Origin of the sequence: Streptomyces sp. NBC_00820, from assembly GCF_036347055.1 — a bacterium.
Taxonomy (GTDB): Bacteria; Actinomycetota; Actinomycetes; order Streptomycetales; family Streptomycetaceae; genus Streptomyces.
The window spans coordinates 1,153,236-1,168,324 of sequence record NZ_CP108882.1; the positions used below are offsets into that span (position 1 = coordinate 1,153,236).

A 15,089-nucleotide genomic window follows, 5' to 3' on the forward strand; every position below is an offset into this window, starting at 1 on the left:
AAGCGGCATTTCGTGGCCTCTTTCGGTGGCCTATACGGTCGGATTCATGGACTGGAATTTACTGGCGGCCGAAGAACTCGCGGCTGCATTGCGTGCCGGTGAAGTGACCTCGGCGGAACTGACCGACGAGGCGATCGCCCGTATCGAGCGGGACGACAAGGCGATCAACGCGATCTGTGTGCCGGACTTCGACCGTGCACGGGTCGCCGCGCGCCGCGCCGACCAGGCGCGCGCCCACGGTGAGGACCGGCCGTTGCTCGGCATTCCGGTGACGGTCAAAGAGTCCTACAACGTCGCAGGGCTGCCCACTACTTGGGGTATGTCACCGCACCGGAACTACATGCCGGCCGAGGACGCGGTGCAGGTGACACGGCTCAGGGCCGCGGGCGCGGTGGTGCTCGGCAAGACCAATGTGCCCGTGGGGCTCCAAGACGTGCAGAGCTTCAACGAGATCTACGGCACCACCAACAACCCCTGGGATCACGGTCGCACGCCGGGTGGATCCTCCGGCGGATCGGCGGCGGCCCTGGCGTCCGGATTCGGCGCGTTGTCCATCGGCTCCGACATAGGCGGTTCGTTGCGCACCCCCGCACATTTCTGCGGTGTCTACGCGCACAAGCCGACGCTCGGGCTGGCGGCGAACCGTGGCATGGTCCCGCCGGACGCGCCGGCGTGGCCGGCCGAACCCGACCTCGCGGTCGTCGGTCCGATGGCGCGCACCGCCCGCGACCTCACGCTCCTGCTCGACGTGATGGCCGGACCGGACCCGCTGACGCTCGGTGTGGCGCACGACTTGACGCTGCCGCCCGCGCGCCATGACCGGCTCTGCGACTTCCGGGTCCTGGTCCTCGACGAGCATCCGCTCATTCCGACCGGGTCCGCTGTGCGGGCGGGCGTGCACCGGGTGGCCGACGCGCTTGTCGGCGGTGGCGCCCGCGTCGAATGGCACAGTCCGCTGCTGCCCGATCTGGCCGAAGCCGCTCTGATCTACACGCAGTTGCTGTTTTCGAGCTCCGTCGCACGTTTTCCCATCGAAGCGTACGAGCAACTGCAGGCCCGTGCCGCCGGACTGGGCGCGGACGACCGGAGTCTCGACGCGGCGCGGCTGCGCGGCATGGTGCTCAGCCACCGCGACTGGATCGAGGCCAACAGCCGTCGCGAGTTCCACCGCCACGGCTGGCGGCAGTTCTTCGCCGAGTTCGACGCCGTGGTGTGCCCCATCACCCCCACTCCCGCGTTCCCGCACGACCACCACCCCGATCCGAGGGAACGCCGGATCGACATCGACGGCGTCGAGTACCCGTACTTCGACCAGCTCGTCTGGGCCGGTCTGGCCACCATGCCCGGTCTGCCCGCCACCGCCGTGCCCGCGGGCCGGTCCCCCGACAATCTGCCGGTCGGGGTTCAGCTCATCGGTCCGATGTTCGAGGACCGCACCCCGCTACGGCTGGCCGAACTGCTCGAGCAGCGGATCGGCGGCTTCCAGACACCGAAGTAGGCCGTATTGCCTGGGTGTCCGTCGAGAGCGACACGCGGACCACGCCGAGATCCTCCGCATGCGCACCATCGCTGCCCGGCACGCGGATCTCACCCGCCTCCCGCAACACGACAGAAGGTCGTCACCACAGGTCAACGGCGCGCACTTTCATCGGTGGCCTGGCGAACTGGCGGCGGCCATAGGGAATTTTCGGCGTACGGTCACCGATGCCTGCCGTGACTGACCGTCAACTTCCCGCGTGCTCGGGTTGCCCGGTGCAGGTCACACCGCAGGTGCGTTGTCGGCACCGCCGATGTCGGTGCGGACGTCATCGCTTTCGGCGGCACTCCTGGGAAGACAGCTCCGTTCCCGAGCCGTTGAGGGCGGTGGAGTGGAACGGTCGATGTGTGACATCCGGCGCGTGGCCGTCCAGGGCTTGTCCGAACGACGAAACGAGGTGTGCACGCCATGAAGGCAGTGCGGTTCCACGAGTACGGCGAGATCGACGTGCTGCGGGTGGAGGAGGTGAAGCGCCCGGGACCGGGCCCCGGGCAGGTGCTGGTCGAGGTCCGTTCGGCCGGGATCCAGCCCGGTGAGGTGATGATCCGCAAGGGCGCACGGCACGAACGCTGGCCGGCTGCGTTCCCCTCCGGGCAGGGCAGTGACCTGGCCGGTGTCGCGGTGGAGGTCGGCACGCAGGTGCGCGGCTTCGCGGTGGGCGACGAGGTCCTGGGATTCACCCATGACAGAGCGAGCCATGCGGAGTTCGTCGTGGTCGACGACGTGAACCTGGTGTCCCGTCCGCAGGGGCTGTCCTGGGACGTGGCCGGGTCGCTGTACGTGGCCGGCACGACCGCGTACGCCTCCGTGTTCGCGGTGGACCCCGGACCGGCCGACACGGTCGTGGTGTCCGGTGCGGCGGGCGGTGTCGGGTCGCTCGCCGTGCAACTCGCGCGGCGGCACGGCGCCACGGTGATAGGGCTGGCGAGCGAGCGAAACCATGCCTGGCTGAAGGACCGTGGTGTCGTCCCGGTCAAGTACGGGGAAGGCGTGGCCGAGCGGATCGAACAGGCCGCCGGCGGGAACGTCGACGCGTTCATCGACACGTTCGGCGACGGCTACGTGGAGCTGGCGGTTGAGTTGGGCGTGCGGCCGGAACGAATCAACACGATCCGTGATTGGCAGGCCGCGGCCAGAGTCGGTGCGCGGACCTACGGAGAAGGCTCGGCGGCATGCGCGGTCGTGCTGGGCAAGCTGGCGCGGCTCGCCGCGTGCGGGGAGTTGGAGGTGCCGATCGCCCGCACCTACCCGCTGGAGCGGGTGCGAGACGCGTTCCGCGAGCTGGAACAGGGGCACACCCACGGCAAGATCGTGCTCCGCCCGTAGCCCGGGGCGACTGAGGCGACCGGGGCGACCGGGGCGACCGGGGCGACCATCGAGCAGGTGCCCCAGAACATCAACGCAGTGTCACCGTTGGCGGCCAGACGGCTTACCGTCAAGTGGCCGACAACGGGGGCATCGCAACTGTCCATTGAGAGCGAACTCCCTGCGGCAGCCGAACTGCCTCGCCTGCGGCCGGATCACATCCACGGGGCCGGGCCGGTGCGGGTGGCCCATGCGGCCAGCGCACTGCCATCGACGATACGGATTCCCTGCTGGTGGCCGTAGTTGACCGCGGGCCGCGTGAAGACCGAGGTGGTGACGACCACGGCGACATGGGCGCCGTGGACGCTGTAGCAGGTGCCGCCGAAGCGCTGCATGTCCGGGGAGCCGACCTTGGTGGTCGGACCGTAGCGCTTGCACTGGACCACGATCCGCCGGCCGTCCGGGCCGGTCGCGATGACATCCGCGCCGAGGTCGCCCGCGCCGCCGACCACGCTGACGTCGGTGCAGCCGTCTCGCTGGCACAGGAACGCGACCGCGTGCTCGAACTCGTTCGGATTCATGGCGTGGTAGCGGGCGATCTCCGTGGACTGGATCGACCGGATCCGGTACAACTCGGCGGCTCGGACCTGCTGTTCGGCTGCTTGGCGCGCCCTGTACTGGCCGACCAGCAAAGCCACTACGGCGGTGACCGTCAGCCAGAGGATGCCGACGGCGTCGCCGGCGAGCAGCAGAATGACGCCGATGAGGCCAGGAAGGATGACCCAGCCGGGGGCGTGGGCCAAAGAATGGGCTATCTGGCGCGTGGGCGCGGTCACGGTCCCCCCATGATCTGAATTGTTCCGACAGGGCATCTTGCCTGGCCACCGGGCCCGTGTGTGCACCGGGTGGTGATTCTGTGATCAGGTGGTGCGGCTGGGGAGTATCAGGCCACCGCAAGACCACCGCACCACCACCGCACCACCACCGCACGACCACGGCGCGCCTGGCGTGGACGACAAGGCAGGGTCGCACCTGGGCCGCCCAACTACGGTGCGGCGGAGGATGGTTTGCCGGCCGGAGCATCCGGAAGCTGGTGGCACGCCGCGCCGGACGGTCCGCGGACGATGGCGATCCCCGTGCCGGCCGGGTCGATCAGGTCAGCTGCCCCCGGCCCCGATACCGCTCCCGCTCGCGATAGCGCTCCCGCTCAGCAACAGCGCCACGTCCAGCACCGCCACCACGACCGCCGTCGCGAACGCCGTCCGCTCCCATCGGCGTCCCAGCAGCGTTCCGGTCACCGCGACCAGGCCGGCCACGACCAGCGCCGTCGCCTGTCGCCTGCCGGGCGGTCCTGCGGGACCGAGCGCCAGCAGCGCGGACGCGGTCACCAGTGGCACGGGCAGCAGCAGCCGCACGCGATCCGGACCCAGTCGTTGCGGCCAGCCCCGTACTCCGGTCGCCAGATCCCCGCGGATGTCCGGCAGTACGTCACCCAGATGAGCCCCGATCCCCAGAAGCGCCCCGGCGAGGACGACCCACCAGGCGGGCCACGGCCGGCCCGGCAGCCCCAGTGCCACGAACGCCGGAAGCGCGCCGAAGGCCACCGCGTACGGCGCCCAGGACCAGCCGGTGGCCTTGAGCCCCAGGTCGTACGCCCAGGCCGCCGCGACAGCGGTCAGGTGGACGGCGCCCGCCCACAAGCCGCAGGCGAACGAGAGCGGAACGCACAGGGCCAGCGCGGCGTACGCGGCCGCCCATACCTCCGTGGTGCCGATCGCGCCGTCGGCGACGGGTTTGCCCCGGCGGCCCGTGGCCAGGTCCCTGCGCGCGTCGAACGCGTCGTTGCACCAGCCGATGGACAGCTGCCCGGCCAGCACGGCCCCGGTGGTCAGCAGACAACTCCCCTTGTCCTGACCGGCGGTCACGGCCAGCGCCGCCGTCAGCCCGGTGACCGCCACGAGGGGACCGGGGTGGCACGCGCGGGCCAGAGCGGACACCCGGCGGGCCCGCCTCCCCGGCGAGCGGACGGTCGTCGACTGCTCGGGGGTGGTCATCCGCCGATCGTAGGAGCATCCTGCCACCCGGCTGAAGCGCGCCACGGATCGAACGGCCGGACGGGCGATCTGTGGTGCCGGAGTACCGGTCGAGGGAAGACCTGCTGGGCCGCCCACCCCAGGTCTGTCCTCGACGGGAGCCACATGACGCGGATCGCCGCCGTTCACGGTGCCCTCGCGCCGCACCGCCACACCCAGTCCGAGATCACGGAGATGGTGGCCCGCGCATGTCTGCCCCGGGGCGCCGACCGTCGGGCGCTGGACCGGCTGCACCACAACTCCGGGGTCCGCGCGCGCCACATGACCTTGCCGCTCGACCAGTACGAGGCGCTGGACGGCTTCGGTGCCGCGAACGACATCTTCATCGACGTCGCCACCGGCCTGGGCGCGAGGGCCGTGCGGGAAGCGCTTCGCGTGGCGGGGCTGTCGGCGGCCGACGTGGACCTGCTGGTCTTCACGTCGGTCACCGGTATCGCCGCCCCGTCGATCGACGCGCGCGTGGCCGGGCGCCTCGGAATGCGGCCGGACATCAGGCGGCTGCCCCTGTTCGGTCTGGGCTGCGCCGGGGGCGCCGCCGGTCTGGCCCGTACGCACGACTATCTGCTCGGCCACCCCGACCAGGTGGCGGTGCTGCTGTCGGTCGAGCTGTGCACGCTCACGTTCCAGCGCGACGACGCCTCCGTCGCCAACCTCGTCGCCACCGGCCTGTTCGGCGACGGTGCCGCCGCGGTCGTGGCCTGCGGAGCGAACCGCGCGGGTGCGGTCGCGGCCACGGCCGCGGGGCCCACGATCGTGGACTCGCGCAGCCACCTGTATCCGGACACCGGCCACGTCATGGGCTGGGACATCGGGGACTCCGGTTTCAAGGTCGTCCTCGATCCGGAGATCCCGCGGCTGCTGCGGCACCACCTCGGCGACGACGTCGAGGCGTTTCTGGGCGACCACGGCCTGAAGCCCAAGGACGTGACCGCCTGGGTGTGTCACCCCGGCGGCCCCCGGATTCTGGAGGCCGTCGCCGATGCCCTCGGCCTGCCGGAAGGGGCGACCGACGTGAGCCGGCGTCATCTGGCCGAGGTGGGCAACCTCTCCTCGTCCTCCGTGCTCCATGTGCTCCGCGACACGCTGACCGAACGCCGCCCGCCGCCCGGTACACCGGGCGTCCTGCTCGCCGTCGGACCCGGTCTCGCCTGCGAGTTGGTGCTTCTGCGCTGGTAGGCGCGCTCCGGAGCGGGAGGCGAGGAGACGATCGGACCGGTACGCCGGGCACAGGACACGGGGAACACGGGACACGGACACGGGATTCGGGGCACATGATCTGGTACGCACTGCTGGTGGCCGCCGTAGCGGCCGAGCGGCTCGCCGAACTCGTCGTCGCCCGCCGCAACGAGCGGTGGAGCGTCGCCCGCCACGCGATCGTGGCGGGGCAGGGCCACTACCCGGCCATGGTCGCCCTGCACGCGAGTCTGCTGATCGGCTGCCCGGTCGAGGTGTGGCTCGGCGGCCGGCCCTTCGTTCCGGCCCTCGCCTGGCCCATGCTCGCCGTGCTGGTGGGCGCCCAGGCTTTGCGCTGGTGGTGCATCGGCACACTCGGACCCCGCTGGAACACCCGGGTGATCGTCGTACCCGGCCTGCCGCTGGTGGCACGGGGTCCGTACCGCCTCCTGCGGCATCCGAACTACGTCGCCGTCGTGGCCGAAGGCGTGGCACTGCCCCTGGTGCACACCGCCTGGGTGACCGCGCTCGTCTTCACGGTGCTCGACGCCGTCGTGCTGACGGTGCGCATCCGCTGCGAGAACCGGGCGCTGGCCGCCGCGACCGCCATGCCCACGCCCGCAGCCGCACCCGCATCCGCATCCGCACCGGCGTGATCGACATCCTGGTGGCCGGCGGCGGGCCGGCCGGTCTCGCTGCCGCCGTCCACGCCACGCTCGCCGGCCTGGAGGCCGTGGTGGTCGAACCGCGCGCCGCGCCCCTGGACAAGGCCTGCGGAGAGGGCGTCATGCCCGGCGGTGTCGCCGCGTTGCGGGCGCTGGGTGCCGAGGCCGCCGGCCGGGAACTGCGCGGGATCCGCTACGTGGACGGCACCTCCATGGCCGAGGCGCCCTTCCGTGACGGCCCGGGGCTGGGCGTCCGCCGCACGGTGCTGCACCGCGCACTGCACGAGCGCGCGCTGGGCCTGGGTGTGCGGATCGTGCCGGGCAAGGTCGGCGAGGTGCGGCAGACCGCCGACACCGTCACCGCCGCGGGCATCACGGCGCGTTGGCTGATCGCCGCCGACGGCCTGCACTCCACCGTGCGCCGCGGGCTGGCCCTGGAGCTGCCCGGCAGCGCGCGCGGCCGCTACGGACTGCGCCGGCACTACCGCGTCGAACCGTGGACGGACTTCGTGGAGGTCCACTGGTCCGGACAGGGCGAGGCGTACGTGACACCGGTCGCCGACGACCTGGTGGGGGTCGCGGTCCTCAGCCGCGTCCGGCGTGGATACGACGAGCATCTGGCCGGCTTCCCCGCTCTCACCGCGACGCTGCGCGGGGCCACCGCGACGGCGGTGCGCGGCGCCGGACCGCTGCTCCAGCGGGTACGGCGCCGTGTCGCCGGCCGTGTCCTGCTCGTCGGCGACGCGGCGGGCTACGTGGACGCCCTGACCGGGGAGGGCATCGCCCTCGCCCTGGCAACGGCCGAGGCCGCCGTGCGCTGCGTCGCGGCCGGACAGCCGGAAAGGTACGAGCGGGCCTGGACTCTGCTGACTCGGCGCCATCGTCTCCTGACCCGGGCGCTGCTGACCGTGAGCAGCCGTCCCGGGACCGCCCGGCTCATCGTTCCCGCGGCCTCCCGGCTGCCGCCGGTCTTCGCGGCAGCGGTCCGCGCGCTGCGGTAGCGCTCCGGCATTCGAGTCAGCTGATGCTCCCAGCAGCTGATGCCTCCCGGCACAGGACAACGACAGATCTGCTGGGGCCGCGTCACCCCGGCACCCGGAGCCGCCCCGCACCGCCCGGGTGGGTACGTGGCGCGGGCCCCGATCACCGGCCCACGCGTCCGGCGCCGCAGAGCAAGCTGAGGCGAGTTCCGGTGCTCCGGCAGGCGTGAGGCGAAACGTCATTTATGATTCAGGGCGGCCGCGGAGCTGCGGCTCGCACCTATGCGCGGCGACTGCGGAACGGTCTGGCCGGTCGGGGAAACGGCCTGTGTCGGATGCCTTGGTCCGGACGAGGGCCGCATAACGCTGATCATGAGGATCCCGGGGAATCGCGTGACTGCCGGCCTGCATCTCAGCGGTGTGGGGCGCCCAGCCCAGCCGCACACGGACAGAAGCCCCCAGGGAGAATGAGGTATGCCAGTGATCTGCGTCGGAGGCATGATCGGCATCGGCAAGACGAGTGTGGCCGAACTGCTCGCCAAGGAGCTGGGCAGCACCGTCTTCTACGAGAGCGTGGCCGACAACCCGATCCTTCCGCTCTTCTACACGGCGAGCCCCGAAGAGATCCAGGCGAAGCGCTACCCCTTCCTGCTCCAGCTCTACTTCCTGCAGACGCGGTTCGCCGCGATCAAGGAGGCGTACAAGCAGGGCGACAACGTCCTCGACCGGTCCATCTACGAGGACTGGTACTTCGCCAAGGTCAATCACGACCTGGGCCGGATCAGCTCCCTCGAGATGCAGGTGTACGAGGGTCTGCTCGACGAGATGATGCGCGAGATCGACGGCCTGCCGTACCGCAAGGCACCCGATCTCATGGTCTATCTCAAGGCGGACTTCGAGACGGTGCAGTACCGTATCGGGCTGCGGGGCCGCGATTTCGAACAGGACGAGAGCCTCGTCGAGTACTACCGGACGCTGTGGTCCGGCTATGACGACTGGGTGCACAAGCACTACTCGGCCAGCGAGGTCCTCGTCATCGACATGAACCACACCGATGTGGTGAACAACCCCGAGGACGCGGCCCGCGTGGCACAGGAGGTCAAGGACGCCCTGGCAACGGTCGAGCGTCGAGCCTGAGCCTGTCGCCCACGGTCCACCCTCGAACGCGGCTCGTGCCCGTTCGGGGGTTTCTCCGTTTCACCGCACGTCCGGGAAGCCGGGCAGCCGGGGCCCGACCCTGTGGACAGAGTTCGCCGCGGCACGGAGACCGGGCGCGTGGGACCGGTCGAGCACGGCGTGCGACGGGGTGCGACGGGATGCGTTCGTGGCGGTGACGACGTTCCGGTCGGCGCCGGGGGCGAGCCGGTAGCCGCCGCAGCTGCCGTCCGCGCACCGGGCCACGCCGACCGGATGGCCGAGCTCGCGCAGCCGGTCGGGTGGCCGAGCTCGCGCAGCCGGTCGGGTGGCCGAGCTCGCGCAGCCGGTCGGCGTCGCCGCGCACGGTCCGCTCGGGCACCCCGAGCCGGCCGGCCGGTTCCAGGCCGGGCCGGTGCCGGTGGGTCCGCGGCGCGGCAGGGAGAAGCAGCCTGAGGGCCAGTGAAGGTCCGTGAGCTGGTGTCCGCCATGCCGGAACACTGCCCCGGTTCCGGTCAGGAAGTGGCCGGAAGCCTCCCTAGGGTCGACATCGAAGGCCGTACCGGACCGATGTGAGGACCACGAAATGATCACCCGTGAGATCCGGCTGACCGCGCAGATCACCGGCGTCCCGACGCTCGGCCACTTCACCGTCGCCGAGACCGAGGTGGACGGCGAGGTCCTGGTGCGCACCGACCAGGTGGGGCTCGCCGCGACGTACCTGGAGCTGATGCGGGCCGACTGCACCCTCCCGGTGCCGGCCTGGCAGCCGGGCCGGCGGGTGGGAGTGGCCACCATCGGTACGGTCGTCCGGTCGGACAGCCCCGAACTCGCGGTCGGCGACCTGGTCCAGTCGATGACCGGCTGGAGCGAGTACTCGGCGGGTCCGGCCGCCGGGTACGTCAAGCTCGACCGCGGGCTCTTCGCCGACCCCGGCTTTCACCTGGGCCAGGGGCCGACCGCCTACTACGGGATGGCCGACGTGGCGGCCGTCGGTGAGGGCGACGTGGTGTTCGTCTCCGGTGCGGCGGGCGGGGTCGGCTCGCTGGCCGGGCAGATCGCCAGGTGTCTCGGCGCGGCGCGCGTGATCGGCAGTGCCGGAAGCCCGGCAAAGGCCGAGTACCTGGTGAACGAACTCGGCTACGACGCCGCGTTCGACTACCACGACGGCGCCCCGGCCGACCGGCTGGGGGAGCTCGCGCCCGAGGGCATCTCGGTGTTCTTCGACGTCGTGGGCGGCGAGCAGTACGACGCCGCGCTGCGGGCGGCCCGGCCCGGGGCGCGCTTCGCCCTGTGCGGCTCACTGTCGAGCCAGCTCGGCGGCGCGGCGGAGCGCTTCCCGAAGCCCGACCGCGCGGCGGCCGAGGCCAAGGGCGTCGAGCTGCTGCCGTTCTCCTGCTACCACACACCCGATCAGATCGCGGCCTGGCGGGAGCACTTCAGCACGTGGCTGGGCGAGGGCCGCTTCGTCTACCCGCAGACGGTCGTCGAGGGTGGGATCGAGGACGTGCCGCGGGCGTTCCTCTCGCTGCTTCAGGGTTCCTACCAGGGCAATGTCTCGGTGCTTCTGCCGTGACCGCGCTCTCCCTCCGGGCCCTGAACAGATCGCTGTTGGAACGGCAGTTCCTGCTGGCGCGCACCGATCGCACTGCGCTGGAGGTGATCGGGCGACTGGTCGCACTGCAGGCTCAGGAGCCCAACTGGCCCTACGTAGGCCTGTGGAGCAGGATCCACGGCTTCACGCAGTCCCAGCTCACCGCACTGCTGGAGGACCGGCAGGTGGTCCGTTCCGGCCTGCTCCGCAGCACCCAACACCTCGCCACGGCCGACGACTTCCGCCGGCTGCGGCCGCTGCTGCAGCCCGTGCTCGACCGCACCGCCGGCTCGGCCCACTTCACCCGGAACAGCACAGGCCTGGACCCGGCCTCCTTGGTGGCCGAGGGACTCGGCCTGCTCGGAGGCGGAACGCTGTCGCGCAGGGAGCTGGCCCGGCGGCTGGCCGAACGTCACCCGGGACGCGACGGGCGCATCCTGGCCGGGGAGGTTGAACTACGCACTCCGCTCGTCCACGGCGCGGCCACCGGCGCCTGGGGTTCCTGGGGCAACCGGTCGGCGGTCTCCGTCACATCCGCCGAGGCGTGGTTGGGACAGCCGATGGTGACCGCAGCGACGGCGACCGGTGCCAAGGACTCCGCCAAGGAGCTGATCCGCCGCTATCTGGCCGCTTTCGGACCGGCCGGGGTGAAGGACGTCCAGGCCTGGTGCGGACTGACCCGCCTGGGCGAAGTCGTCGCGGAGATGCGTGCCGAACTGCGCCGCTACCGCGGCCCCGACGGCGGGGAACTGCTCGATCTCGCCGACGCGGAGATGCCCGACCCCGAGGCCCCCGCCCCCGTACGGCTGCTGCCCGCGTTCGACAACGCCCTGCTCGGCCACGCTGACCGGACCCGCGTCATCAGCGACGAGGACCGTAAACGCGTGATGCCCGGCCAGGCGCGGGTACGGCCCACCTTCCTGGTGGACGGCCGTGTGCACGGCACGTGGTCCCTCGACGCCGGGACGCTGCGGCTCACCCCGTTCCGGCCGCTCCGTCCCGCCGATCGGGCGGCCCTGGAACAGGAGGCCGAGCGACTGCTGCCGTTCGTGGGAGGCAGGCTGCTGTCCTGCGGCGACATGGCCGCGGCCCGGCCGTCTTGAGCTTCCGCCCCGGTGTCCGCCCAGGCCGCCGCTGCCGGTGACGCCGCCGCTGCGGGTGCCGGTGCCGGTGCCGGTGCCGGTGACGCGTACGCCTGGAAAACCCTGTGCCACGCGGATCCCCGTGTCCGTGGCGCCGGTGCGACCGCGGCCTTTCTCCCGGCCGCCGGTCAGCGGGTGTGGCGGCGGACCGCGTCGAGGAGCTGGTCGATGTCGTCGGCGCTGTGGGAGAAGGCGGTGACGAACCGGACGATGCCCGGTTCCCAGCGGTCGTGGTAGAAGGCGTAGCCCTCGGCGAGGAGTCCTTCGGTGACGTGCTGGGGCAGGCGGCAGAAGAGGATGTTGGCCTGCGGCGTGGCCAGCAGACCGGTACCGGGGATGGCCTTGAGACCGTCGCCGAGCCGGGTGGCCATCGCGTTGGCCTGGCGGGCGTTGCGCAGCCACAGGCCGTCGGTGAGGTACGCGTCGATCTGGGCCGAGTGGAAGCGCATCTTGGAGGCGAGCTGGCCGGCGCGCTTGGCGCGGAAGGCGAGCTCGGTGGAGAGTGCGGGGTCGAAGGAGACGATGGCGTCGGCGGTCATCGCGCCGTTCTTGGTGGCGCCGAAGGACAGGACGTCGACGCCGGCCTTCCAGGTCATCTCGGCCGGGTCGGCACCGAGATGGTCCAGGGCGTTGGCGAAGCGCGCGCCGTCCATGTGGACGCGCAGTCCCGCGTCCTTGGCGATGGCGGACAGGCGGCGGATCTCCTCCAGGGTGTAGACGCTGCCGCTCTCGGTGGCCTGGCTGATGCTCACCGCGGACGGCTGCACTCTGTGCACGTCACCGGCCCGGCGGCGCACGACGGCCCGCAGTGCGTCGGGGTCGATCTTGCTGTCGTCGCCGGGAACGCCGACCAGCTTGGCGCCGTTCGTGAAGAACTCCGGAGCGCCGCACTCGTCGTGGTTGATGTGGCTGTCGGGGTGGGAGAGCACGCTGCCCCACGGCGGGGTGACGGCGGCCAGGCTCAGGGCGTTGGCGGCGGACCCGGTGGAGACCAGGAAGACGTCGACGTCCCGCTCGAAGATCTCGCCGAGCCTGCGCCGGGCGCTGGCGGTGAAGGGGTCGTTGCCGTACGGCAGGACCTGCCCGACGGCCGCGTCGGCGACGGCCTGCGCTATCTGCGGGGACGCCCCGGCCATGTTGTCGCTGATGAAGGCACGGCTGGCGGGGGTGGCGGCGATGGCGGTGTTCATGGGAGGGGGTCTTCCTCGGTCTCAGGTGCTGATCGGGGAGGCGAAGACGACGGTGATGTCCACTTCCTCGGCGCCGGTGCGGTAGAAGTGCGGGGCGTCCCCGGCGAAGGCGAGCATGTCGCCGGGACCCAGGTCCTGCGGGGCGTCGACGGGGCCGGCGGTGACGTGCCCGGAGGCGATGAGCAGGTGCTCGATCGTGCCGGTGGCGTGCGGGACGCCGGGCAGCTCCGTTTCCGGGGGGATACGCAGCCGCCAGATCTCCAGGCTGTTGCCACTGCTGATGCGGCGCAGCAGTTCCCGGGAGACCTCGCCGGGCTCGACGTCCGTGGCCGGCCGGAAGACCGGCCCGGTGTCGGCGTCACGCGCCAGCAGGTCGGCGATCGGGATGCGCAGGGCGATCGCGATCGCGTCCAGGGTGTCGATCGTCGGATTGCCGTTGCCGGCCTCCAGCTGCGACAGCGTGGCCTTGCTCAGCCCGGCGCGCCGGGCCATCTCCGCGGCACTCATGCCGCGCTGCTGACGGCGCAGGCGGATCTTCGCGCCGACCGCTGCCGCGGTACTGCTCACCGGCTGACGGCCGGACGGTGGGGGCGTCATCAGCGACTCCTGTACGTCGCGGTGCGGGACAGGACAGGCCCGATTGAATGAACCATGCGTTCACTATACCAAACGACCCCATGCGATGAACCATACGTTCGTTTTAGTGAACGTCATGGGCGATGCCGACCGCCGTCGGCATGTCGCACGGGGGAACGGCCCGGCCCTTGGTACGGGCGGGGAGACACCCCGAGGGCGCGCGCCTCCAGGCGGACGCCGGCGGGGCCGGTCCCGGGGGCGGAGGGGTCAGGCGTGTTCCTCGGTGCCTTCCCGGGGAAGGGCCGCCGGAGGCGTCTCCTCGTGGGGGCCGAGGCGGTCGAGCAGCGGCCCGGTCATGAAGGTGGTGACCAGCGCCATCACGACCATGCAGCTGAACAGCCGCCTGTCCAGCACGCCCAGCCCGAGACCCACGTTGAGGATCACCAGTTCGGTCAGCCCCCGGGCGTTCAGAAGCACGCCCAGTACCGCCGACTCACGCCTCGACGCTCCCGAGAGACGGGCGGCGGCGGAGGCCCCGATGAACTTTCCCGCGCAAGCCACCACGATCACCGCGACGGTCATGATCACGCCGTGTGTGCCGAGCCGCCCAAGGTCGACCGAGAGCCCCGTCACGGTGAAGAAGACCGGCAGCAGAAGCAGGCTGGTCTGTTCGATGCGCCCGGCGACCTGGGGGGCGGCCGCATCGACGCGGTCGCGCGGCACGGCGGCGCCGAAGGCGAAGGCCCCGAAGACGGCGTGCAGCCCGATCTCCGTGGTGGCCCACGCGGACAGCAGCAGTCCGCAGACGAGAACGACCTGGACGACAGAGCCGCCGGCCGTCCACCGCCGCTCCTGGCGCAACAGCCCGCGCAGCCCCGGCCGTACGACGAAGAGCAGCAGAAGCACGAACAGACCCGACTCCAGGACCATCCGTGCCAGTGACCACAGGTCGCTCGCGCTGACGACGACCACGATCACGGCCAGGACGCACCAGGCGAGAAAGTCCTGTACGGCGGCGCACGCGAGGGCCAGAGCGCCGATACGGCTGCGCCGCATCCCGCCTTCGGCGATGATCCGGGCCAGCACCGGGAAGGCGGTGATCGACATCGCCGCCCCCAGGAACAGCGCCGGCGCGAGCACGCCGTCCGTGCCGAGCTGCGTCGTGTCGTACCAGGGGAACAGCAGCACCGCCAGTCCGGCGCCCATGGCGAACGGCAGTGCCATGGAACCGAGGGACACCACGGTCACCTGACAGCTGCTCCCCCGCAGATGGGCGAAGTCCAGCTCGTAGCCGATGCCGAACATGAAGAGCACCAGCCCGAACTGGGAGAGCGCCTGGAGGACGGGGCGCGTGTCCGCCGGGAAGACGGCATCGGTCAGGTGGCCGGGCAAGAGTCCCAACAGACTGGGACCCAGGGCGACTCCGGCGACGATCTCTCCCATCACCATCGGCTGCCGGATCGACTTGGCGAGCCGGGCGAAGACGAACGCCGCGGCGAGTATGACGGCGAGTCCGGCGAGCACGTGTCCGGTCGCGGCGTCACCGGAGCCCGCGGCGAGTTGACGAAGGTCCAGGACAATCACCTCTTCCCGTCAGCGGTGACCGTCACAGAACGGGACTTGCCGTTCGTACTGGCCCGGGCTTGTTCCCCGTCGATTGCAGCGCCGAACCGCCCGACGCGCAACAGGGCGGCGTAGCC

13 protein-coding genes are annotated in these 15,089 nt (G+C 71.4%); 8 read left to right on the forward strand and 5 right to left on the reverse strand.

Annotation, left to right across the window (positions count from 1 at the left end):
• The first annotated feature begins 46 nt into the window (after positions 1-46).
• Both OIB37_RS05405 and OIB37_RS05410 read left to right on the forward strand, forming a co-directional pair.
• On the forward strand, positions 47-1,498 hold the full coding sequence (locus OIB37_RS05405; protein ID WP_330456364.1) for an amidase: 1,452 nt from the start codon (positions 47-49) through the stop codon (positions 1,496-1,498).
• A 447-nt stretch (positions 1,499-1,945) separates the two neighbouring features.
• Positions 1,946-2,863, forward strand: coding sequence for an NADP-dependent oxidoreductase (locus tag OIB37_RS05410; protein WP_330456365.1), 918 nt, complete (start codon positions 1,946-1,948; stop codon positions 2,861-2,863).
• Positions 2,864-3,057: 194 nt separating this feature from the next.
• Here the strand turns inward: OIB37_RS05410 and OIB37_RS05415 are convergent, their stop codons facing one another.
• On the reverse strand, positions 3,058-3,678 hold the full coding sequence (locus OIB37_RS05415) for a restriction endonuclease (RefSeq protein ID WP_330456366.1): 621 nt from the start codon (positions 3,676-3,678) through the stop codon (positions 3,058-3,060).
• 321 nt (positions 3,679-3,999) lie between these two features.
• The gene (locus OIB37_RS05420) at positions 4,000-4,896 is read right to left on the reverse strand and encodes a UbiA family prenyltransferase (protein ID WP_330456367.1); all 897 of its coding nucleotides are present in this window, start codon (positions 4,894-4,896) and stop codon (positions 4,000-4,002) included.
• A 144-nt stretch (positions 4,897-5,040) separates the two neighbouring features.
• On the opposite strand from OIB37_RS05420, the gene OIB37_RS05425 reads away from it, so the two are divergent.
• The 6 genes from OIB37_RS05425 to OIB37_RS05455 all read left to right on the forward strand — a co-directional run bounded on the left by OIB37_RS05425 (position 5,041) and on the right by OIB37_RS05455 (position 11,584).
• Positions 5,041-6,111, forward strand: coding sequence for a type III polyketide synthase (locus tag OIB37_RS05425; protein WP_330456368.1), 1,071 nt, complete (start codon positions 5,041-5,043; stop codon positions 6,109-6,111).
• 95 nt (positions 6,112-6,206) lie between these two features.
• Entirely contained in the window at positions 6,207-6,764 is a 558-nt protein-coding gene (locus OIB37_RS05430) for an isoprenylcysteine carboxyl methyltransferase family protein (RefSeq protein WP_330456369.1), read from the forward strand.
• Positions 6,761-7,774 (forward strand): NAD(P)/FAD-dependent oxidoreductase, encoded by a 1,014-nt coding sequence (locus OIB37_RS05435; protein WP_330456370.1) that lies wholly within the window; start codon positions 6,761-6,763, stop codon positions 7,772-7,774. Before OIB37_RS05430 ends, OIB37_RS05435 begins: the two co-directional genes overlap by 4 nt.
• A gap of 453 nt (positions 7,775-8,227) precedes the next feature.
• Positions 8,228-8,890 (forward strand): deoxynucleoside kinase, encoded by a 663-nt coding sequence (locus tag OIB37_RS05440; protein ID WP_330456371.1) that lies wholly within the window; start codon positions 8,228-8,230, stop codon positions 8,888-8,890.
• A 583-nt stretch (positions 8,891-9,473) separates the two neighbouring features.
• Positions 9,474-10,463, forward strand: coding sequence for an NADP-dependent oxidoreductase (locus OIB37_RS05450; protein ID WP_330456372.1), 990 nt, complete (start codon positions 9,474-9,476; stop codon positions 10,461-10,463).
• Positions 10,460-11,584, forward strand: coding sequence for a winged helix DNA-binding domain-containing protein (locus OIB37_RS05455; RefSeq protein WP_330456373.1), 1,125 nt, complete (start codon positions 10,460-10,462; stop codon positions 11,582-11,584). The genes OIB37_RS05450 and OIB37_RS05455 overlap by 4 nt, the downstream gene beginning before the upstream one ends.
• Positions 11,585-11,751: 167 nt before the next feature.
• On the opposite strand, the gene OIB37_RS05460 is transcribed toward OIB37_RS05455, so the two are convergent.
• From OIB37_RS05460 to OIB37_RS05470, 3 genes are all read right to left on the reverse strand, one after another.
• On the reverse strand, positions 11,752-12,813 hold the full coding sequence (locus OIB37_RS05460) for a threonine aldolase family protein (protein ID WP_330456374.1): 1,062 nt from the start codon (positions 12,811-12,813) through the stop codon (positions 11,752-11,754).
• Between the two features lie 21 nt (positions 12,814-12,834).
• Complete coding sequence (locus OIB37_RS05465) at positions 12,835-13,410, reverse strand: helix-turn-helix domain-containing protein (RefSeq protein ID WP_330456375.1); 576 nt, start codon at positions 13,408-13,410, stop codon at positions 12,835-12,837.
• Positions 13,411-13,656: 246 nt separating this feature from the next.
• Positions 13,657-14,973 (reverse strand): cation:proton antiporter, encoded by a 1,317-nt coding sequence (locus OIB37_RS05470; protein WP_330456376.1) that lies wholly within the window; start codon positions 14,971-14,973, stop codon positions 13,657-13,659.
• Positions 14,974-15,089 lie beyond the last annotated feature (116 nt).